General features: G+C 68.8%; 24 protein-coding genes and 1 tRNA gene. 7 read left to right on the top strand and 18 right to left on the bottom strand.

From position 1 onward, the window contains the following. Positions 1-82 precede the first annotated feature (82 nt). Positions 83-889: a hypothetical protein gene (locus tag E2F46_RS08610; protein WP_133321672.1), complete on the top strand. Its 807-nt coding sequence runs from the start codon at positions 83-85 to the stop codon at positions 887-889. Between the two features lie 117 nt (positions 890-1006). Here the strand turns inward: E2F46_RS08610 and E2F46_RS08615 are convergent, their stop codons facing one another. From E2F46_RS08615 to birA, 7 genes are all read right to left on the bottom strand, one after another. Then, positions 1007-1207, bottom strand: coding sequence for a CsbD family protein (locus E2F46_RS08615; RefSeq protein ID WP_133321673.1), 201 nt, complete (start codon positions 1205-1207; stop codon positions 1007-1009). A gap of 291 nt (positions 1208-1498) precedes the next feature. After that, complete coding sequence (locus E2F46_RS08620) at positions 1499-1636, bottom strand: entericidin A/B family lipoprotein (RefSeq protein WP_133321674.1); 138 nt, start codon at positions 1634-1636, stop codon at positions 1499-1501. Positions 1637-1781: 145 nt separating this feature from the next. After that, entirely contained in the window at positions 1782-2705 is a 924-nt protein-coding gene (gene rocF, locus E2F46_RS08625; RefSeq protein ID WP_133321675.1) for an arginase, read from the bottom strand. Between the two features lie 34 nt (positions 2706-2739). Next, a tRNA-Thr gene (locus tag E2F46_RS08630) sits at positions 2740-2815 on the bottom strand. 34 nt (positions 2816-2849) lie between these two features. Next, positions 2850-3614: an SPOR domain-containing protein gene (locus tag E2F46_RS08635; RefSeq protein WP_133321676.1), complete on the bottom strand. Its 765-nt coding sequence runs from the start codon at positions 3612-3614 to the stop codon at positions 2850-2852. Positions 3615-3623: 9 nt separating this feature from the next. Beyond that, positions 3624-4358 carry a type III pantothenate kinase gene (locus tag E2F46_RS08640; RefSeq protein WP_133321677.1) on the bottom strand — a complete coding sequence of 245 codons (735 nt, stop codon included), beginning with the start codon at positions 4356-4358 and terminating at the stop codon, positions 3624-3626. Continuing rightward, positions 4351-5346 (bottom strand): bifunctional biotin--[acetyl-CoA-carboxylase] ligase/biotin operon repressor BirA, encoded by a 996-nt coding sequence (gene birA / locus E2F46_RS08645; protein ID WP_133321810.1) that lies wholly within the window; start codon positions 5344-5346, stop codon positions 4351-4353. The genes E2F46_RS08640 and birA overlap by 8 nt, the downstream gene beginning before the upstream one ends. Before the next feature lie 230 nt (positions 5347-5576). On the opposite strand from birA, the gene E2F46_RS08650 reads away from it, so the two are divergent. Then, a complete protein-coding gene (locus tag E2F46_RS08650; RefSeq protein WP_133321678.1) occupies positions 5577-5849 on the top strand; it encodes a hypothetical protein in 273 nt (90 codons plus the stop codon). Between the two features lie 84 nt (positions 5850-5933). After that, on the top strand, positions 5934-6641 hold the full coding sequence (locus tag E2F46_RS08655) for a M90 family metallopeptidase (RefSeq protein WP_133321811.1): 708 nt from the start codon (positions 5934-5936) through the stop codon (positions 6639-6641). 791 nt (positions 6642-7432) lie between these two features. Here the strand turns inward: E2F46_RS08655 and E2F46_RS08660 are convergent. From E2F46_RS08660 to E2F46_RS08700, 9 genes are all read right to left on the bottom strand, one after another. Next, positions 7433-8809, bottom strand: coding sequence for an ATP-binding protein (locus E2F46_RS08660; protein ID WP_207949557.1), 1377 nt, complete (start codon positions 8807-8809; stop codon positions 7433-7435). A gap of 160 nt (positions 8810-8969) precedes the next feature. Continuing rightward, positions 8970-9656: a response regulator transcription factor gene (locus E2F46_RS08665; protein ID WP_133321680.1), complete on the bottom strand. Its 687-nt coding sequence runs from the start codon at positions 9654-9656 to the stop codon at positions 8970-8972. A gap of 64 nt (positions 9657-9720) precedes the next feature. Further along, positions 9721-10101, bottom strand: coding sequence for a hypothetical protein (locus E2F46_RS08670; RefSeq protein WP_133321681.1), 381 nt, complete (start codon positions 10099-10101; stop codon positions 9721-9723). A 122-nt stretch (positions 10102-10223) separates the two neighbouring features. After that, positions 10224-11132, bottom strand: a complete 909-nt coding sequence (locus E2F46_RS08675) for an arginine deiminase-related protein (protein WP_133321682.1) — start codon at positions 11130-11132, stop codon at positions 10224-10226. Beyond that, a complete protein-coding gene (dusA, locus tag E2F46_RS08680) occupies positions 11129-12130 on the bottom strand; it encodes a tRNA dihydrouridine(20/20a) synthase DusA (RefSeq protein ID WP_133321683.1) in 1002 nt (333 codons plus the stop codon). The genes E2F46_RS08675 and dusA overlap by 4 nt, the downstream gene beginning before the upstream one ends. Positions 12131-12158: 28 nt before the next feature. After that, complete coding sequence (locus E2F46_RS08685) at positions 12159-12698, bottom strand: hypothetical protein (protein WP_133321684.1); 540 nt, start codon at positions 12696-12698, stop codon at positions 12159-12161. After that, positions 12698-13135, bottom strand: a complete 438-nt coding sequence (locus tag E2F46_RS08690; protein WP_133321685.1) for a hypothetical protein — start codon at positions 13133-13135, stop codon at positions 12698-12700. The genes E2F46_RS08685 and E2F46_RS08690 overlap by 1 nt, the downstream gene beginning before the upstream one ends. Before the next feature lie 80 nt (positions 13136-13215). Continuing rightward, entirely contained in the window at positions 13216-13938 is a 723-nt protein-coding gene (locus tag E2F46_RS08695) for an HAD family hydrolase (RefSeq protein ID WP_133321686.1), read from the bottom strand. Positions 13939-14315: 377 nt separating this feature from the next. Further along, entirely contained in the window at positions 14316-14690 is a 375-nt protein-coding gene (locus E2F46_RS08700) for an EF-hand domain-containing protein (protein WP_133321687.1), read from the bottom strand. Positions 14691-15092: 402 nt separating this feature from the next. On the opposite strand from E2F46_RS08700, the gene E2F46_RS08705 reads away from it, so the two are divergent. Next, complete coding sequence (locus E2F46_RS08705) at positions 15093-16268, top strand: PQQ-dependent sugar dehydrogenase (RefSeq protein ID WP_133321688.1); 1176 nt, start codon at positions 15093-15095, stop codon at positions 16266-16268. A gap of 61 nt (positions 16269-16329) precedes the next feature. Here E2F46_RS08705 and E2F46_RS08710 read toward each other — a convergent pair whose 3' ends face one another. Beyond that, complete coding sequence (locus E2F46_RS08710; protein WP_133321812.1) at positions 16330-17085, bottom strand: lytic transglycosylase domain-containing protein; 756 nt, start codon at positions 17083-17085, stop codon at positions 16330-16332. A 75-nt stretch (positions 17086-17160) separates the two neighbouring features. Next, complete coding sequence (locus E2F46_RS08715) at positions 17161-17586, bottom strand: DUF4920 domain-containing protein (protein WP_133321689.1); 426 nt, start codon at positions 17584-17586, stop codon at positions 17161-17163. A gap of 102 nt (positions 17587-17688) precedes the next feature. Between E2F46_RS08715 and E2F46_RS08720 the strand changes: the two genes are divergently transcribed. The 3 genes from E2F46_RS08720 to E2F46_RS08730 all read left to right on the top strand — a co-directional run bounded on the left by E2F46_RS08720 (position 17689) and on the right by E2F46_RS08730 (position 19417). After that, positions 17689-18207, top strand: a complete 519-nt coding sequence (locus E2F46_RS08720; RefSeq protein ID WP_133321690.1) for an adenine phosphoribosyltransferase — start codon at positions 17689-17691, stop codon at positions 18205-18207. Beyond that, positions 18204-18563: an MmcQ/YjbR family DNA-binding protein gene (locus E2F46_RS08725; RefSeq protein ID WP_207949554.1), complete on the top strand. Its 360-nt coding sequence runs from the start codon at positions 18204-18206 to the stop codon at positions 18561-18563. Before E2F46_RS08720 ends, E2F46_RS08725 begins: the two co-directional genes overlap by 4 nt. 239 nt (positions 18564-18802) lie before the next feature. Continuing rightward, positions 18803-19417: a lipocalin family protein gene (locus tag E2F46_RS08730; RefSeq protein ID WP_165967407.1), complete on the top strand. Its 615-nt coding sequence runs from the start codon at positions 18803-18805 to the stop codon at positions 19415-19417. The last annotated feature ends 20 nt before the right edge of the window (positions 19418-19437 follow it).

The following is a 19437-nucleotide window of genomic DNA, read 5'->3' on the forward strand; positions in this document are numbered from 1 at the left end:
TTGGCGGTTGCCGGTACCGGCGCGCCAACCCCGTTGCCGCGTCCGGTGCGTTCGCCCACATGACCCTTCCGGAGCCACTGCCATGCGCCGTCCCGCTGCCCTCGCCGCACTCGTGCTGTCCACCCTGCTTGCCGCTGCGGCCTTCCCCGCATCGGCGCAATCGCCGGTCCGGCTGGAGGTGGTCGATCGCGACACCGGCCAGTGGATGCCGGAGTACCGCCATCGCCGCGACACCTGGATCGCCGGCATGCCCGGCCACCGCTATGGCGTGCGCCTGACCAATACCACCGGCGAGCGCGTGCTGGTGGTGCTGTCGGTCGACGGCGTCAACGCCGTGAGCGGCCAGACCGCGCATCCCTCGCAGGCCGGCTACGTGCTGGAGCCCTGGCAGAGCGCCGAGGTCAACGGCTGGCGCAAGTCGTACAGCGACATCGCGCAATTCGTGTTCACCGCCCTGCCCGACAGCTATGCCGCGCGCACCGGACGCCCGGACAACGTGGGCACGATCGGCATCGCGGTGTTCCGCGAACGTCGCGTGGCAAGGCCGATGCCGATGCCATCGCCGCCCATCGCACGCGACGATTCCATGGCGAAGTCGCGCGCCGCCAGTCCCGCCGCAGAGGCCCATGGCGCCGTCGCCGAACAGCAGCAGCGCATCGGCACCGGGCATGGCCAGCGCGAATGGTCGCCCACGCAAGGCACCTCGTTCGTGCGCGCCAGCACGCAACCCGTGCAGCTGACGCAGTTGCGCTATGACTCACCGCATGCGCTTGTGGCGGCCGGCATCCTGCCGCGCACACCGCAGTGGCAGTCGTCGCGTGGGCCGCGTGCGCCGCAGGCGTTCCCGACGGGATTCGTCGCCGATCCGCCGCCGCGCCGCGGCTGGTGACGACGGCCGATCACGCACGCTTTGCAACACCTCCACGCAACGAAAGACGGGCCGGCAATGCCGGCCCGTCGCCTGTCGCGGATCGTCCGCTGATCCGCCAATCGCCCGTACGCGATCTCAGTTGAGCGTGCGCTCGAAATCCTGCACTTCCTTCTCGGCACGGTCGCGCTCCCAGCCGTACTGCTCCTGCAGCTTGCCGGCGAGGTACTTGCCGTCGCCCTCGGCCACGTCGAACACATCGTCGGTCAGGTCGCCCCAGCGTGCCTGCGCCTTGCCCTTGATCTGCTTCCACTTGCCGGAAATGATGTCTTTGTTCATTGCGCTGTTCCTTCTGGTGTGGGGTACGACGCGAAGCGGGTCGCGATTGCATCACTGCCGCTTGATCGTCCGTGCAGCATGGATCTCCCCGCATCAGCGAAGCGTGGAAGAAACGTAATTCGCGCCTTCATCTGGGTAACCGCGTACTCCACCTCGTTCAGCGCGACACGCCGGCCGTCACACGTCCTGCACCTTCCGCAGGGTTCGCACAGCGCGCGGGCCGGACACGGAAAAGCCGGCTTGCGCCGGCTTCTCCGCGACATTCCCCGCGCGAGGCGGGCGGCATGCGGCTCAGTTGTTCTGGCCGGCATCCTCGACCGCTTCACCGGCCTTCTGCACGTCCCTGCCGACACCCTGTACGGTGTTGCACGCAGTCAGCGTGGCGATCGAGAACATGGCAAGCAACATCAGGGCAGTCAAACGCTTCATGGGATTCTCCTGTTCCATGTCGGCCGCGGACCCCCCGCGTACCGTCGGCGCCATCAGGCCACCGGCGATGTGAAGCCCGCGTGGGGAACGGCGTGGCGCCATGCCGGGAACACGCGACCCGGTGGCCGCGCATTCAGCTGCGGGCTCAATCCCGCATCAGGGTCGACTTGCCGAACAGGCTTTCGACGAGGTCCACGGCCAGTTCGGCGGTGGCATTTCCGGTGTCGAGCGCGGTGTTGACCTCGACGATATCCAGCGAGCCCAACCGCCCGGTGTCGGCGATCATCTCCATCACCAGCTGCGCCTCGCGGTAGTTGATGCCGCCCGGGACGGGCGTACCGGTGCCCGGCGCGATCGACGGGTCCAGCACGTCCACGTCGAAGCTCACGTGCAGGTGGGTGTCGTCGTCCAGGCCATGCAGCGCTTCCTCGACCACGCGCTTCATGCCGACCTCGTCGATGTAACGCATGTCGTAGATGTCCAGCCCATGCTCGTGGACCATCCGCTTTTCTTCCTGGTCCACCGAGCGGATGCCGATCTGTCGCACCTGCGCCGGCGTGATCGCGGGCGACGTGCCACCCAGTTCGGTCAGCACCGACGGACCGATGCCGCACAGGCACGCCACGGGCATGCCGTGCACGTTGCCCGAGGGCGTGATGGCGTGGGTGTTGAAGTCGGTGTGCGCATCCAGCCACAGGATGCGAAGGGTCTTGCCGGATTCGCGACAGTGGTTGGCGACCGCGGCGATCGAGCCGATGGCCAGGCAATGGTCGCCGCCCAGCATCACCGGCATGCGGCCCTGGCGTAGTTCCGCCGTCGACGCCTCGAGCACCGCACGGTTCCAGGCCACGACCTCCTCGAGATGGCGATAACCGTCCACCGGCCCCGACCAGGGATTGCGCGGGCCCTTGACATTGCCGCGGTCGGCGACGTCGATGCCGCGCGCCGCAAGTGCCTCCGCCAACCCGGCCACGCGCAGGGCCTCGGGGCCCATCGAGGCTCCGCGCCGGCCGGCACCAACGTCGGTCGGCACGCCGAAGATCGAGACGGCGGGATACTGCCTGCGCATGCATGTTCCTTGCTGTAGACGAGGGGCCCCGCGATGGTGCCGACAGTCCGATTCGAACGGACGACCTACCGCTTACAAGGCGGTTGCTCTACCAACTGAGCTATGCCGGCGAGGCATTCACGGCCGCTGGGGCCCGACGCCATTCTAGCGCGCGCCCCCGGTCCCGGCCGGGCAGGCGATGCTGTTGGCCTGGGCCGCGCCCGTCGCACGACGCAGGGCCGCGGCATCCACGCCATCGCCGGCCCTGGCATCCAGCCAGTGCCGCACATTGCCGGTGACGGCTTCTGCGCGTGCGTCGAATCCCGCCTGCGCCAGCGCCGCGGCATGGCTGCGTGCGGCGGTCTCGCCACCGAAACGCCCCAACGCGATGCTGTTGGCCTCCGCGCCCTCGGCCACGATGAACAGGTCGCTGAAGCCCGCCTCGCGGAGGCGCCCGGCCATCGCGGTGGCGGCCTCACGGTCCGCCAGTGCCGGCATGACCACGCGCCAAGGGGTATTGGCCGGCAGCGCTTCGCGCACGCCGATGGTCGTGGCGCCCACCGGCAGCGCCGCACGCGCAGCAGTCGCGGCAGCGGCGTCTGCAAACGGGCCCAGTGCAAGGCACCGCGCACCGGCGGGCGTTGCCGACGCGACCGGTGCAAGGTCGGCCTGCGGCTCACCCTGCGGCGCCGTGCCCGGCTCGGCAGCGGGCTCAGCCTGTGCGTGTTCCGTGGCAGCGGTGGCGTCTGCGTCCGATGCAGCCGCGTCGTGCGCGCCGGGAAGCGCCTCGTCCGCCAGTTGCAGCCTTGCGATTCCCGCCGGCAGCTCCATGCCGGCATCGTCGCCCTCTGCATCGCCACGCGCCAGCCACCACAGCGCGACGCCAAGGTTGAGTACCACCAGCAGGACGATCAGGGCACGCGTCAGCATGGGGGGATTCTAGAGCCTGCGCGCAAGCGCTTGCCGCGCAAGACCTTCGAGCACCAGCGAGGGCGCATGCACCACCGCAGGCAGGTGCGGCAGCAGCGCAGCGGCCCCGCCGCCATGCAGCAGCAGGCCGGGCGTGCTGCCAAACAACGTGACCGCCTCGCGCAGGCTGCGTTCGATCAGTCCCAGCGCCGCGCCCGTGCATCCCGATGCCAGCGCATCCAGCGTATCGCCGGCGAACTCGCGATAGTCGCCGCCCTGCGCCGGCAGCTGGCGTGCACGCATCTGCAGCGCATCGCGCATCAACGCCGGCGATGGCGCGATGCGACCGCCCCGATGCCCCCCCGCATCATCCAGCAGGTCCAGAGTCAGCGCCGTGCCCACGCCCGCCACCAGCCACGCACCGCCGCGCGCATGCGCGCCCAGCAACGCAAGGAAACGGTCCACGCCCAGTCGCGTGGGATCGGCGTAGGCAATGCGCAGGCCATCGCACTCGACCTGGGTCGCAGCCAACTTCACCGCCGCACCACGCGCCTGCAACACCTGGAGCAACGCATCACGCAACGCAGGCGATGCCACGCTGGCCACGTGCGCGGTGCGGATATGCGATGGCAAGGCGTCCCAGGCATCGTCGGCAAAGGCAATGCCATCGTGCGCAACCGCACACACCCCTCCCACGCATCCATCCGCATCCAGGGGCGCGTATTTCAGCCGCGTGTTGCCGAGGTCGAACAACCACTCACCCATGCCGCACCGCCTGCCGGACGCTGATCTCGCCAGCATGCACGCTGCGCTCGCCGCCCGCATCGAAACGGACGCGCAGCGCGCCATCGTCGGCCAGGCCCAGCGCCGTACCGAACTGTTCGCCATCATGCGCATGCACGGTCACGCGCAGTCCGGCCAGCGCGTCGTGGCGCGCATAGGCCGGCAGGAAGATCGCCAGCCCGGTCCGATCGAACTGCTGCAATGCCGGCGATAGTCGCGCCAGCAACGCCGCTGCGAGCGCGTTGCGGGATGGCAGCGCGCCACCGAGTTCGGTTGAGAGATCCGTCCAGGGCTGGTCGATCGCGCGTGCGGCCCGTGCCGGCATGCGCACGTTGAGTCCGATGCCGATCACCGCACGGACCGGCCCGCCATGTTCGCCGCCGCCCTCGACCAGGACGCCGCCCAGTTTGCGCAGGACATCGTCGCCATCGCGCAGGACCACGTCGTTGGGCCACTTCAATCGAGCCCGCGACACCCCAAGGTCATGCAGGGCATCGGCGACGGCGATCCCGGCCACCAGGCTCAGGCCACCCAACCTTGCCAACCCGCCATCGAAACGACGTGCCACCGAGAGGTAGAGGTTGGCGGCCAGTGGCGAGGCCCACGCACGCCCCCGGCGCCCGCGTCCGCCGGTCTGCCGCTCGGCCAGCAGCACCTGCAAGGCGCCAACAGGAGGAGTCGCCAGCAGCCGCGCATTGGTGGAGTCCAGCGACCAGGCCACCTCCAGCGTCGAGATGCCGTTACGCACGGCGGCCGGCAAGGCCGACCGGATCGTCGCCCCGTCCAGCAGGTCCAGCGGCTGCGACAACGCGTATCCACGCCCGGCTTGCGCGTCGATCCCGACGCCCGCCTCGCGCAGGGCCTCGATCCGCTTCCACACCGCGGCCCGCGTCAGCCCACCCTCGCGCGCCAGCACGTCGCCGGACACCGGGCCAGCCGACAGGCGCTGCAACAGGTCGCGATCGGACAGCGAATTCACGGCGCACTCGAGGGGGAGGGCCGGTCATTATCGATCATTCAACCCTGCTGCCATGCAACAAACTCCGGTCTGGCGCGGCAGACCCACGACTCGTCGCGAACGGCTTGCCGCGCACCCGCCGTACCGGCATCGTGCAAGCGCTGCAACCTTCTGCAGCCCCGCCGCATCCACGGTATAGTGCGGCGCTGACTCCCTCCGCGCCCGGCTACAGGATGAGTGCCATGGCTTCCAAAGTGCTGCTCTGCATGATGCTGTGCTGCCTTGCCCTTCCGGCAATGGCGCGCGAAGCCTCGATGCTGTCGCCCGGCGGCAGCTGCGCCATCGCCCAGGAAGAATCCAGCGACGCCGAGGCTGCCCGCGGCACGGCCGACAAGCGCGCGGCGCAGGCACCGCCGGCCACGCGCACCACCCCGCCACAGCGGCGCAGCAGCGAAGCCGAATCCGCCGCACGTCCGCCGCGCTGGCACAGCTTCCTGCCGGGCATGTTCCGCTAGGACCACCGGCAACGCGTGGCCGGCCTGCTCCAGCGCCTGTTCCGGCGCGGCCCCGACCTTCCCGATCCCGCCCTGTGGCAGCCCATGCGCGGGCGCGTGCGCTGGGTGTCGGCGCTCGATCCCGGACGCGAAGCACGGCTGCAGTCGCTGGTCGCGCGCTTCCTGCGCGAGAAGGCCATCAGCCCCGTCGGCGGGCTGGTGCTCGACGACGTGCAGCGCACCACGCTGGCCGCGTTGTGCTGCCTGCCGCTGCTCGAGTTCGGCGCCGAAGGCCTGCATGGCTGGTCGCAGGTGATCGTCTATCCCGACGCCTTCCGCGCGCACCGCACGCACATGGATGCCGCCGGCGTGCTGCATGAATGGGAGGACGAACTGATCGGCGAAGCCTGGGAGCACGGCCCGCTGGTCCTGTCCTGGGCCGACATCGAATCGGACCTGGCCGAGCCCGACGCCGGCTTCTGCGTCGCCGTGCACGAGATGGCGCACAAGCTCGACGCCCTCGACGGCGTGCTCGATGGCACCCCTGCCCTGCCCCGCGACTGGCAGCGTGCATGGGCGAGCGACTTCCAGCGTGACTACGACGCCTTCGTCGAAGCGGTCGATGCCGGCCGCGACGTGGCGATCGACCCATATGCCGCGGAAGCGCCGGAGGAATTCTTCGCCGTGTGCAGCGAGTACCACTTCAGCGATCCGGCGACGTTGCGCGATGTGCTGCCGCGAGTGGCGGCGCACTTGGAACGGTTCTACGGGCGTTCGCCGCTGAATCGCGATGGGGATGGCGCGCAGGTTTGATTTCGATGCACCGAACGCTTACGCCTTTTGGAATCGCTTGGAAGCAAGAGCTTCCGCCTTCGACGAGTTCATTTCTTTTTGCTGGCCCACTGCATGCGCACAGCGCATGCGAACGGTGAAGTCGGCCCGATGCTCGAGCACCGCAGGTGCGAGTCAAAGGAAACGAACAAAGGAAAAGGGGCTTCCTCGAAAGAGCCAAGTTGCAACGGTCAGTGCGTCGGGATTTTCAGGTTCGGTACAGAGCAGCCCTTCTGGCGTGCTGATCCTGTCGCGCGTGGCGACGCGCTCATCCTCGTCGCGGCGGCAGACGACGTTTGGCGCGGCTCGGTCGGAAAACGCCGCACATCCGTGTGCGCCGGCCGATGGGTCTGGATAGTCACGTCCCGCTTCGCTGTTGCCGGGATGACCACCTCGGGGTTTATCGATCTACGTCGAGCCGCAGCGCTGCCGGCAGACCCGGAGGGCGGCTGGCATGGACGCCAGCCGTTTCTCGACGGGACAGGGATGTCCCGTCGAAAAATCCCGTCGGGCCCGACCTGGCCGGTGAGCACCGTCGGGGAAAGGCCCTTCTCTTTGGTGTGACTTTCTCTTGGGCCAGCAAGAGAAAGTTTCCCGCCCGCTCGCGGGCGGAAGCTGTTGATCCTGCTCTCTCGTCAGCATTCGCCCAGACCATCCAGACTCACTGCGCCTTCCCTGCCTGTCCTTGAGGCACCTTCGACCAAGAGCGGAGCAAGAATTCCAGTGATCGGGAAGGAGAGCAGGGAGTACAGACGGGACGCGGGCACAGCGCCCTACAACCCCGGCGGCAAGCTCACCGAGAAACACGCCCCGCCGAACTCCTGCGAGCGCCCTACTTCCAGCTGGCCACGATAGCTGCGCACGATGTCCTGCACGATCGACAGGCCGATGCCGTGCCCGTGCACGCGCTCGTCGCCGCGCACGCCACGCTGCAGGACCATCGCGATGCGCTCCTCGGGAATGCCGGGGCCGTCGTCCTCGACGGTGATGCGCAGGCCGGGCCTGCGGTTGGCCGCGGTATCGCCCACCTTCACCGTCAGCAGCACGCGCGAGCGCGCCCACTTGAACGCGTTCTCCAGCAGGTTGCCCAGCAATTCCTGCAGGTCGCCGGGCTCGCCGTGGAAGCGCGCGACCGGGTCCAGTTCGAATTCGCAGATCACGCCCTTGCGCGCGTAGATCTTCTCCAGCCCGCGCACGATCTGCTCGGCGTGCGGCTCGATGTCCACCGGCGCTGCGAACAGCTTGTGCCCGCTCGATGCGGCACGCCCCAGCTGGTAGCTCACCAGGTCGTTCATGCGGTCGAGCTGGGTGGACACTTCGTCGCGCAGCTCGGCGCCATCGGTGTCGGAGTCCAGGCGCGCGCGCAGCACTGCCAGCGGCGTCTTCAGGCTATGCGCCAGGTCGGACATGGTGTTGCGCTGGTGTTCGAGGTTCTCGCGCTCGCTCTCGATCAGCGCATTGATGCTGTCGGTCAGCGGTTCGAGTTCGCGCGGGTGGCGTTCGCCCATGCGATTGGCTTGTCCACGCTGCACGCGCTTGAGTTCGGTCACCACGTGTCGCAACGGCCACAGGCTCCAGCGCAACACCAGGCCCTGCAGCAGCAGCATCACCAGGCCGGCGATACCGAGATAGCCCCACAGCGCCGCCCGGAACACCCGCACCTGTTGCGGCACGTTGCCGGCGTCTTCCATCACATAGATGGTGTAGGGAATTTCCACGTCGCCCGGCGCCACGCCTTCGGAGGCCAGGAAGCCGATGCCGTAGCGATACACCTCGCCGGGCGTACCGTTGCTGCGGACCATCGGCAACGGGCCTTCGAACCGCTCTTCGCCACCGTCCAGCATCGCGGCGGGCGGCAGCTGCGGGCCGCTGGCCGAATGCGACTGCCAGTTGCGATCCAGCAGCACCACTTCGGCATACAGGCCGCTGCCGGGGCGCTCCAGGCGGCTGTCGGGTGCGTTCTCGGGCGGATAGATGTCGCCACTGCGCAGGAACTCGATCTCGCCGGCATAGGCGTACACGTAGTTGCGCAGCCGGTCGCGCTGGCCGTCGCTGGCCACGTCGAGGAAGGCACGGTCCAGCGCGTAGCCGGCCAGCGCCAGGAAGCCGAGCAGGAACAGGCTGGCAGCCATCAGCTGCCGCGCCTGCAGCGAGCGCGGCCGCCAGGGCAGTTCGCGTCCTCGTGCCGTCATCGTCCTGTCGTCAGCCTCGTGCCGTCATCGCATCAGGGTCCCACGGAAGAGTCCCACAGAACGAAGGCCGCATCGCGCGGCCTTCGTGTCCGGGTCATGTCGGGACATGGCCGCGCGCTCAAGCCTCGCCGTTGCGCGGGATGGCGAAACGGTAGCCTCGGCCACGCACGGTCTCGATCGGCTTCAGGGTCCCTTCCGGGTCCAGCTTCTTGCGCAGGCGGCCGATGAAGACCTCCAGCACGTTCGAATCGCGGTCGAAATCCTGCTGGTAGATGTGCTCGGTCAGGTCGGCCTTCGAGACCAGCTCGCCAGCGTGCATCATCAGGTACTCGAGCACCTTGTACTCGTAGCTGGTCAGGTCGACGTTCTGGCCGTTGACGCTCACCGTCTGCGCGGCGAGGTCCAGGGTGACCGCGCCGCACTCCAGCGTCGGCTTGCTCCAGCCCGCCGCACGGCGCACCAAGGCATTGATCCGCGCCAACAGTTCCTCGACATGGAACGGCTTGACCAGGTAGTCGTCGGCGCCCTGCTTCAGGCCGTCCACCTTGTCCTGCCAACTGGAGCGGGCGGTGAGGATGAGCACCGGGAACTGCTTGCCCTCGTCGCGCAGGGCCTTGATCAGCTCCATGCCGGACATCTTGGGCAGGCCTAGGTCGATGATGCCGACGTCGAACGGCACTTCGCGGCCCATGTACAGGCCTTCCTCACCGTCCTGGGCGGCGTCCACGGCGAAGCCTTCACGCTTCAGGCGGGCCGCGAGGGTCTCGCGCAGGGGGGCTTCGTCTTCGACGAGCAGGATACGCATGGATTGGACTCCGTCTCTCTGGATGCGGCCAGTTTGGCCAGCCTTTCCTGAACAGAGTGCCGATTCAGTCGTCGCCGTCGCGTGACCGTTCACGCCGCGGTGGCTGTCCGCCACGACCCTGCGGGTCGTCCACGTAGGCACGCACCCGGCCGCGCTCGTCCATGGCCTTGATGCGGTTCACGTCACGGCCGTCGGCCTGCATCCGTTCCGCGCTCAGCACCCGATCGCCACGGGCACGCTCGAAGCGGCGCACTGAATCGGCCAGGCTGTCCTGGCCCCGGGCGCGGGATTCCTGCCGCGGCGTTTCCTGACGCTCCTGGCCACGGCCACGCTCGCTGCGGTCCCGCGGCGGGTCCTGCGCCCACGCAGGCGCCACCAAGCCCACCGACAGCAGGGCCAGTGCGCAGAAGGCGAGCAGGATGCGATGGAGCGGGGCAGCAGACATGCAAAATCAACGGGATGGCAAACGGAAGATGATTCTGGGAAGCCGCCGGTGAATCGGTCCTTAACTTTTCTTTCACTGACCAAGCCGGGTTCAGCGATCCCGCCCGCGACTGAACGGGAGGCTCAGAAGATCTCGGCAACGCAACAGCGCAGGGAGCCGCCGGCCACTTCGATCGCTGACAGCGGCACGCTGGAGATCCCGAAACCCGCCCCGCCAATGACCTGCCGCGACCCCGGCGACAGCGCGTCGGCGGCCGCCTGGCTCATCCAGGCCCGCGACGGCGACAGCGCAATCGCATTGCCAGCGAAGGCGGCCTGCTCCGCAGCCGACAACCGGGCAACGTGCGGCGCGTACAGCCCAGCGATCGCCTCGGCCACGGCCGGGTCGGCGAACCCGCCCGGTGCAAGCACGGCCGCGCGGCCCGCCAGCAGGGCCAGCACCACGTTGGTGTGGTACTCGCCCGGCGCCAGGTCGAACAGCAGGGTGGCGCGCAGGCCGAAGGCGGCGTGCATCAGCGCCGCACCTTCTTCGTCGCAACGGTCGGACAAGCCGCAGAAACCCAGGCCTCGGGCGCGATCGATGACCAGTGCGCCAGTCAATTCGCAGGGGTGTGGCTGGGTGGACAGATCGGTCTCCACGTAGCCGCAGGCGTCGCGGAAGAAGGCGCGGATATCCTGGCGCAGCGCTTCGCGCTGGCGCACCGGGTGGCGCATGCGGCCGATGACCAGCCGCCCGGGCACGGTGGCGAACACATTGTTGGGGAACAACCCGTCCGGCATCCCGGGATCGCCGGCGAAACACGCCACCGGCAAGTCCGCCGACAGCGCCACGTGCAGCGCGCGGTGTTGCTGCAGTGCCCGCCAGGCATCGAATCCATCCGCGGCCATGTAGTGGTTGTCGCGCGCGGACTCGTCGGCGCGCGCGAATCCATCGGGCGACACCAAAAACGCCGCCTTCGCCGTCGGCGGCCCGAAATCCTCCGGGCAGCCGCGGGCGAACGCAACGAATGCGGCGGTGTCGCGGGTGATCACGCCGCGATCCGGCGCGCTTCGCCCGTCACCGCCAGCGCTGCATCCAGCAGCTGCCAGTCCGCGCCAGGCTTGTGCGCACCCTCGCTGAGCACCTGACGGAAGGCGCGACCGCCCGGCTGGCCGTGGAACAGGCCCAGCAGGTGGCGGGCAATGTGCTTCAACGCCACGCCCCGTGCCAGCTGCGCATCGACATGGGGACGCAGGGCACGCAACAGCTCGCCACGCGTGCGCAGCGGGGTGCCGAACAGGGTGGCGTCCAGCCGGTGCAGCAGATAGGGGTCGTGATAGGCGGCGCGGCCCAGCATCGCGCCGTCGACCTGCGACACATGCGCCAGCGCTTCGTCGTGGTCGGCGATGCCACCGTTCACCACCACCTGCAACTCGGGCCGTTCCTGCTTGAGCCGGTAGGCCCAGTCGTAGCGCAGCGGCGGCACTTCACGGTTTTCCTTCGGCGACAGCCCCTTGAGCCAGGCGTTGCGCGCGTGGATCACGAAGCTGCGGCAGCCGGCATCGGCCACGGTATCGATGAAGGCGAGGAATCGGCGCCAGTCATGGTCGTCATCCACGCCCAGCCGGCATTTCACGGTCACCGGCGCGTCCACCGCGCCGACCATGGCCGCCACCGATTCGGCCACCAGCCCGGGCTCGCGCATCAGGCATGCGCCGAAACGGCCGGCCTGCACGCGATCGGAGGGACAGCCGCAGTTGAGGTTGATTTCATCGAAGCCATGCGCAACGCCGATGCGCGCCGCCTGCGCCAGCAGCGCTGGCTCGCTGCCACCGAGTTGCAGCGCCACCGGATGCTCGCAGGAATCCATCGCCAGCAGGCGATCGCGGTCGCCGTGGATCACCGCATTGGCGTGCACCATCTCGCTGTAGAGCCGTGCATTCGGTGCCAGCAACCGGTGGAACACGCGGCAATGGGTATCCGTCCAGTCCATCATCGGGGCGACGGACAGCTTCAACGCGGCTGCGGGAATGGCGGGCGACGCACGCATCGCGGCATTGTAAGGCGAGGCGGTGGAATCAACGCCCGCTGCTGGCGTGGTCCGGGAACGCGCGACGCAGGGACGCATCCAGCGTGATCGGACGTGCCCAGCGCGTGTAACTTTCGACGATGCCACGCTTCACGCGTTGCTGCGCTTCACCGGGACGGTCCGGCGCCAGGACCTCCGCCACGGCTGCCCAACCCTCGTCACCCGCGGGAGGCCAGGCATCCAAGGCATTCCTGCAGGAACGGCCAGCCGCCTGCGCCAGCGCACAGGCATAGTAGAGATGCCCCGCAGGCATGCCCGCCTGCAAGGCCTCTTCGACCACGAGGCGCGGCGCGCCCTGGTAGCGCACCAGCTCGTCGACGAACGCATCCGGGTGGCGTGCCGCATAGCGGTCGATATCCGGCAACTGCGTATCGACCCAGGCGTCACCCGTACGCGGCGATGCGTCCCCTTCGACGGTTTCCTGCGCGAAGGCCGGCAGCAGCATCGACAGCGCGATTGCCACCCACCATCCGCCCGCGGCAAGCCGCGCTCGCGTCGGCGACAGGGGTTTCGCGCGCGGCATGCGCATCAGCGCGTCGAGATGATGAAGCTGCCGAAGGCCACGCCCAGGTCCCAACCATGGCCGGTCCCGGACAGCGCCAGCGAGATGGGGCCCTTGGTCACCACCTGCGCCTTGGCCGAGCGCACCGCGCCGGCATGCGCCTCGGCAGTGGCATAGCCACCCAGCACGTCGCGGATATCACGCACGCCGGAGAACCGACCCACGCCATTTTCGATCCGCGACTTGCCGAAGCTCAGGCCACCACCTTCGGTATGGATGTTCACGCGCAGCGACTGGCCGTTGTTGCAGCGGACCGTGCCTTCGCCGGAGGACCGCTTGTAGAACACCGACCAGCCGGACATGTTGAAGTCCAGCCTGCACTCCAGCGTGTTGGCGGCAGCAGGCGCAGGTGCCAGGACCAAGGCCAGCACCAGCGCAGGCAGGAGAAGGAAGGACGAGCGCATGGGTGACTCCGGACCAACGTATTCAGGTGCCCGATCATAGCGCGGGCCCCGCAGCCACCGGATGAACCCATGCCGACGCGTCAGCGCGGCACGCCTTCGGCGATGCGGCACAGCGCGGCAGGCCACTCGGCGGGCGCTTGCACCACTTGCAGGCGCTCGCTGCCCGGAGCCACGTCGGCCTGGGCCTCGTGCGCCCAGGTGAGGTGGTAGGGCGCGTGGATGCCCCACCCGCCCAGCCGCAGCACCGGCGCGATGTCCGAGCGCAACGAATTGCCGATCATCGCGAACTGGCGCGGACCCACCTCGAACTCCTGCAGCAGGCGGAGGTAGGTGGCGTCGTCCTTCTCGCTGACGATCTCGATCCGGCGGAACAGGGCCGCCATGCCCGAATCGCGCACCTTCGCTTCCTGGTGGAACAGGTCGCCCTTGGTGATCAGCACGATGGCATGTTCGGCGGCAATCGCCTCCACCGCCTCGCGCACGCCCGGCAGCAGCTCCACCGGATGCCGAAGCATGTCCTTGGCGATGCCGACGATGCGGTGCAGGTCGGCTGCGGCAATGCGTTCGCCGGTGATCTGCACCGCCGCCTCCACCATCGACAGCGCCATGCCTTTCACGCCATAGCCGAAGATGGCGAGGTTGCCGGTCTCCACCTCGTACAGGCGCTCGCGCACGCGGGCATCGGCAAGGTCGACGTAACCGCCGACGATGCGTTCGAACTCATCCTGCGCGGCGTGGAAATAATCTTCGCTGCGCCACAGCGTGTCGTCGGCGTCGAAGCCGACCATGCGAATCGCGGTCATTGGCGAAGTATGGCCCACGCGGTGCGCCTGGCGTCATCCACGGCATTGGCGGACGCATGGCTTCAGCAGGTCACGCGGCGACGATCCACGGCCGGCTACTCCCGATCAAACGGGAGAGGCGCCGCCACGCGGTGGCGCTGCGAGTCGCACTTCGGCACCCGCCTGGCGACGGTGGCATCGAGCCTGCGCTGGACGAATCGTCGCACGTTCTTCAATGGCCAAGGGGCGGCGGTGTCGCTACCGGGGTCATCGCCCGCACCCCCTTTCTTCCGGACTCGGAAGAAGTCCCGAAAGAACGCCAAAAGAAAGGCGGCCCGAAGGCCGCCAATCGGTGGAGAGAGTCCTCCGGCCGGAGGATTCACTTCCGAAAGGGTGGCTTAGTCGTCGCCACCGCCGTCGGTCGGCTGCGGCGCGGCAGCGTCGGCCTGCGCCACGTAGTTGCGGTACTCCTCCTGGGTCAACTCACCGTCGTTGTCCACGTCGGCATCATCGAACACCTGGGCCAGGGCCGGAATGTTGGCGGCCTCTTCGCGGCTCAACGTACCGTTGCCGTCGGCGTCCACGTCAGCCCAGGTCAGCGGCTGCGAGGCGGCTTCCGGTGCAGGCGTGGTGTATTCCTGCGGGGTCGCGTCATGCGTCGCGGTCGGGTCTTCCTGCTGCATGGTCGACGCGTCCTGCGCGAAAGCCATCGGGATGGCGAGGGCGGCGCCCAGGGCGATCAGGCCAGCGAGGGGCTTGCGTGCATTCTTCATGGTGTCGTCTCCAAGTTGGACAAGTTGCGCGGTGGTTTGCGTATCGGTCGTCTTCCGCACGCCGCCACCCTGCCCGCGGCGGCATAAAGAAATGTGCATGGAGAACGTTAACGCGTCGTTCGACGCGGTACGCGCCACTTCGAGCGCCATCGGCGCGACATCGGAAATTGCCGGATTCTCGCGGTTTTACAGGGGTTTTTCGCACATCGGCATGTCGCCTCGGCCATGAACGGCAACGCAACCTTCACCTGCACGGCCCGATGCGTCGTCGTGCGGAACCGCGACGCGCTGCGCATTCCGTTCTGCGGGACCGTGCCTGTCCGCGCGCGCCGCGGGCATGAATGCGGCCTGGCATGCGGCAACGTATGATGAAGGCGCCCATCCACTTCCCCAGGAGACGACATGTCCCGCTCTCTGACCCTGTGCGCCGCCGTGGCGCTTGCCCTGCTCACGGCCTGCAGCGGCGCCAATGGCAATGCATCGAACAGCCCGCGCGAGGGCAACCAGCCCGCCGACACGTCGGTGAAGATGGACAGCGCCAATCCGTTCGCCGCCACCGCCATCGCCGCCTTCGACGAACCCTGGGCCATGTCGTTCCTGCCCGATGGACGCCTGCTGGTCAGCGAGAAGCGCGGCGCGCTGAAGCTCTACGATTTCGGTAGCGGCGCGGCTGGCGACGTGTCCGGCGTGCCTGACGTGCTGTATGGCGGGCAGGGCGGGTTCGGCGACGTGGTGCCGCATCCGCAGTTCGCCGACAACGGCATGGTCTACATCAGCTATGCCGAAGCCGGCGATGGCGATACCGCCGGCGGCGCCGTGGCCCGAGCACGGCTGGTGCTGGACGAGTCCGGCGGCGGCACGCTGGAGGACGTGGAGGTGATCTGGCGCCAGGTGCCGAAGGTCAGCGGACGCGGCCACTATGCGCACCGCATCCTGTTCGGCGACGACGGCATGCTGTGGATCGCGTCCGGCGATCGCCAGAAGTTCGATCCCGCGCAGGACATGACCTCGAACATGGGCAAGATCCTGCGCCTGAACGACGATGGCAGCGTGCCGGCGGACAACCCGTTCGCAGGCCAGGGCGAGGTCGCCTCGCAGGTCTGGTCGCTGGGCCACCGCAACCCGCTTGGCATCGCCTTCGATCCGCAGGGCCAGCTGTGGAACAACGAGATGGGACCGAAGAACGGCGACGAACTCAATCGCGTCGAGCGCGGCGAGAACTACGGCTATCCCATCGTCTCCAACGGCGAGCACTACGACGGCCGCCCGATCCCCAACCACGACACACGCCCCGAGTTCGCCGCGCCGGTGATCACCTGGACGCCGGTGATCTCGCCGTCGAGCATGGAGTTCTACACCGGCGACCTGTTCCCCGACTGGCGGGGCGACGCGTTCATCGGCGGCCTGTCGTCGCAGGCACTGGTGCGGGTGTCGTTCGACGGCAACCGCGCCTGGGAGTCCGCGCGCTATTCGATGGGCAATCGCATCCGCGCGGTGCGCCAGGGACCGGACGGTGCGCTGTACCTGCTCGAGGACGGCGAGGATGGCCGCCTGCTGAAGCTCACCCCGCAAGGCTGAGCCACGGCCACATCGCAGGCAGACGGAGGCAGCGCGCAAGCGCTGCCTCTTTCGTTTCCGGCTACTGCGCGGGCTTTTCCACCAGCCCCATTGCCTCTCGGTAACGCGCACGCAGCACTTCCACCTTGGCGATATACGCCTGTGTTTCGCGGAACGGCGGCACCCCGCCGTAGCGGGTCACCGCGCCGATGCCGGCGTTGTACGCGGCAGCGGCCAGGGTGCGATCACCGTCGTAGCGCCGCAGCAGCGCCCGCAGGTGGCGGGCACCGGCCTGGATGGACTGCACGGGATCGAACGGGTCCTGCACGCCGTAATCGGCAATCACGTCCGGCATCAGCTGCATCACGCCCATGGCGCCCTTGTCCGACACCGCATCGGGATCGAATGCGCTCTCGGCATGTGCGACCGCGCGCAACCATGCATCCTCCAGCCCATGCGTGCGCGCCGCGGCGCGGAAGGTCGCTGCGAAGGGTTCCAGCCGAGGTGCGCCGATGTTGCCCAGCCCCTCGTGCGCCGGTTCGCCGGGCGGCGTCTCGACGGTGAACCGCAGGTACGGGCGCGACCCGGGCAGGTTGCGGGTGCTGTACACCATCCGGCCATCCTGCTCGCGCTCGTACAGGGTGCCGCTGAACACGCCCATCTCGCCCCAGAGGTTGGGGGTCTGCACGGCGTTGTCGTCGATCTCGCGCGGCTCGCACTTCGAGCCCGGTTCCGGTGCAGTGGCCAGGCTCACCGTGCCATCGCGCACGCAGCGGTACACCGTGCGCGCCTCGGCGTCCGCCGGCAGCAGGACGCCCGCACAGGCCAGGGCCATCATCGCAAGGCCGGTTACGTGACGCGCCTGCATCCCTGCGCGCCTGGCCGGTGCCGATGCGAACGGACGGCGGTTGGCCTAGGACGTGATCTCGATCCCGTCGGCCACGATGCGGTACTCCACCGATGCCGCCTGCTGGCCGGTCGCGCTGTCGCCGGTGAAATGTTCCACCTGCTCGGGCGTCAGTTCCTTGCGTTCCAGCACGCCATGCACCACGGCGGTGCCGGTGGTGTCCTTGTCGATGAAGAAATCGTGCTTGCCGAACATCACGCGCGCGGCCTGGCCGTTGTCCTCCAGCATCATCCAGCAGCCCATGGCCTGGCAGACCTCGGTGATGCGGCCACTGAAGCGGCGCGGCGCGCCGGCATGCGCATCGAAGTCGGCCAGCGCGGTCGACACCGGCACGGCCTCCCCGGCGGGCATCGGCTGGCCGTGGCGGGCGACATCGCCGGCATGGGCAAGGACCGCAATGGCGGACAGGGCGAGGGCGGCGGCAAGGCGCATGGCGGGTTCCGTGATGGGCTTCGGGGGCGCCAAGATAGCGCGGTCCGTGCCCGCGCGCGATGGCGGTAGGATCGTGCCCCCCCACCCCGCGACTCGACACCGATGGCCGACTGGACCCGCCTGATCCGCGACATCCCCGATTTCCCGAAGCCCGGCATCGTGTTCAAGGACATCTCCCCGGTGCTGGCCGATGCAGCCGCCTTTGCCGATGCCGTGGAGGCCATGGCCGCGCCGTGGCGGGCCGCGCCGCCACAGGCGGTGCTGGGCGTGGAGGCGCGCGGCTTCATCCTGGGCGCGGCGATGGCGCAGGCGCTCGGCTGCGGCTTCGTGCCGGTGCGCAAGCCGGGCAAGCTGCCGGGCCCCGTGCTGGCGCAGGATTACGCGCTGGAATACGGCAGCGACCGGCTGGAAGTGCACGTCGATGCATTGCCGGCCCACAGCCGCGTGGTGGTGGTGGACGACGTGCTGGCGACCGGTGGCACCCTGGCCGCGGCCGTCGCCCTCGCCCAGCGCCAGGGGATGGCGGTGGCCGGCGCCGCGGTACTGGTCGAACTGTCCGCGCTGGCTGGCCGCACGCGGTGGATGCATCCATTGCCCCTGCTGGCCGCGGCCGCCTGGTGAACAGGCTGGACGTCGAGGGACTGAAGGCCTTCTGTGCCTCGCTGCCCGGGGCCGAGGCCAGGCAGGTCGGCCCGCCGGCCAACATCCTGGTGTACGCCGTGCACGGCAAGCGCTTCGCGCATTTCAAGACCAGCACGCCCGAGCAGTGGCGCTTCAGCTTGAAGGTGCCCAGCGACCGGTTCCTGGAACTCACCGACCTGCCCGGCATCCGCCCGGCCCGCTGGCTGGGCCGTCACCACTGGATCACCGTGGTCGAGGTGGCGCGGGTACCCGCCATCGACCTCCGCGCCTGGGTGCGCTGGTCTCACGGCGAGGCGGTGCGCAAGCTGCCCGGCCGAGTTCGCGCGGCGCTGTGATCCGCGGGCGCGCAGGCCGCCGGACGGTGTCTTCACGCCCGGATTGGTAAAAAACGCAGGCAGGAAAGGAGGGGCCGACGGCCTCGCAGCCAAACTGGTGCAATCGCTCCATGCCCCTGGATGGGCGGTGGCGAAGGCATCGGGACGACATCGGGCGTCGGCGGATCAGGATTCCGCACGCCCGCTGCATGCCCACCCCGGCTGCGCACATGGACAAGCTGCACACAGGAGCAGGACCGATGTTCAATGATTCGCTCGAGACGGCGGCGCACGTCGATCTGGGCAGGTACCTCGGGCGCTGGTTCGAGATCGCCCGACTCCCCAATCCACACCAGTCCGATGAATGCACCGACGTGCGCATCGACTACACGCTCGACGAGCAGGGCGCGCTCCGTTTCTCGCGGTCGTGCATCAACCCGGATGGCCTGAGTCGCATCGACGGAGGCCGGTTGACGACGAAGGACGTAGGCCGCGCCAAGCTGAGCGTGAGTTTCGTGCCCGACAGCTTGCGCTGGCTGCCATTCACCCATCGCGACTACTGGATCCTGCGCATCGACGAGGACTACACCATGGCCTTGATCGGGGCGCGCAACCGGCGGCGGCTGTGGCTGCTGTCGCGGGCCCGCCAGCCCGATCCCGGCCTGCGCGACGAGTTCCTCGCCCATGCCGAACGCCAGGGCTTCGATCTCACCGCGTTGCTCTACACGCAACAGGAGCGCACGCACGCGCTGCGCGAGTGGCCGCAGCCCGACGCCCATGCCGAAAACGCCGCGGCTGCGCGCGGCGGCCTCGCAATGCAAGTCGAAGCGGTGCGCGTGGAGCGAGACCAGCGGGCGTCGGAACGGCCGCAGTGACACCGATCCGGGGTTGGGGC

It is taken from the genome of Luteimonas aestuarii, assembly GCF_004357985.1.
Taxonomy (GTDB): Bacteria; Pseudomonadota; Gammaproteobacteria; order Xanthomonadales; family Xanthomonadaceae; genus Luteimonas; species Luteimonas aestuarii.

Coding starts and splice junctions, on each gene's coding strand:
- E2F46_RS08710 (WP_133321812.1), bottom strand. CDS start 17,085: ATGATGGCCCTGGCCTGTGCGGGCGTCCTGCTGCCGGCGGACGCCGAG.
- E2F46_RS08730 (WP_165967407.1), top strand. CDS start 18,803: ATGTTCAATGATTCGCTCGAGACGGCGGCGCACGTCGATCTGGGCAGG.
- E2F46_RS08670 (WP_133321681.1), bottom strand. CDS start 10,101: ATGTCTGCTGCCCCGCTCCATCGCATCCTGCTCGCCTTCTGCGCACTG.
- E2F46_RS08620 (WP_133321674.1), bottom strand. CDS start 1,636: ATGAAGCGTTTGACTGCCCTGATGTTGCTTGCCATGTTCTCGATCGCC.
- E2F46_RS08720 (WP_133321690.1), top strand. CDS start 17,689: ATGGCCGACTGGACCCGCCTGATCCGCGACATCCCCGATTTCCCGAAG.
- rocF (WP_133321675.1), bottom strand. CDS start 2,705: ATGCGCAGGCAGTATCCCGCCGTCTCGATCTTCGGCGTGCCGACCGAC.
- E2F46_RS08700 (WP_133321687.1), bottom strand. CDS start 14,690: ATGAAGAATGCACGCAAGCCCCTCGCTGGCCTGATCGCCCTGGGCGCC.
- E2F46_RS08650 (WP_133321678.1), top strand. CDS start 5,577: ATGGCTTCCAAAGTGCTGCTCTGCATGATGCTGTGCTGCCTTGCCCTT.
- dusA (WP_133321683.1), bottom strand. CDS start 12,130: ATGCGTGCGTCGCCCGCCATTCCCGCAGCCGCGTTGAAGCTGTCCGTC.
- E2F46_RS08655 (WP_133321811.1), top strand. CDS start 5,934: ATGCGCGGGCGCGTGCGCTGGGTGTCGGCGCTCGATCCCGGACGCGAA.
- E2F46_RS08610 (WP_133321672.1), top strand. CDS start 83: ATGCGCCGTCCCGCTGCCCTCGCCGCACTCGTGCTGTCCACCCTGCTT.
- E2F46_RS08615 (WP_133321673.1), bottom strand. CDS start 1,207: ATGAACAAAGACATCATTTCCGGCAAGTGGAAGCAGATCAAGGGCAAG.
- E2F46_RS08705 (WP_133321688.1), top strand. CDS start 15,093: ATGTCCCGCTCTCTGACCCTGTGCGCCGCCGTGGCGCTTGCCCTGCTC.
- E2F46_RS08690 (WP_133321685.1), bottom strand. CDS start 13,135: ATGCGCTCGTCCTTCCTTCTCCTGCCTGCGCTGGTGCTGGCCTTGGTC.
- E2F46_RS08665 (WP_133321680.1), bottom strand. CDS start 9,656: ATGCGTATCCTGCTCGTCGAAGACGAAGCCCCCCTGCGCGAGACCCTC.
- E2F46_RS08685 (WP_133321684.1), bottom strand. CDS start 12,698: ATGCGCATGCCGCGCGCGAAACCCCTGTCGCCGACGCGAGCGCGGCTT.
- E2F46_RS08715 (WP_133321689.1), bottom strand. CDS start 17,586: ATGCGCCTTGCCGCCGCCCTCGCCCTGTCCGCCATTGCGGTCCTTGCC.
- E2F46_RS08635 (WP_133321676.1), bottom strand. CDS start 3,614: ATGCTGACGCGTGCCCTGATCGTCCTGCTGGTGGTACTCAACCTTGGC.
- E2F46_RS08695 (WP_133321686.1), bottom strand. CDS start 13,938: ATGACCGCGATTCGCATGGTCGGCTTCGACGCCGACGACACGCTGTGG.
- E2F46_RS08640 (WP_133321677.1), bottom strand. CDS start 4,358: ATGGGTGAGTGGTTGTTCGACCTCGGCAACACGCGGCTGAAATACGCG.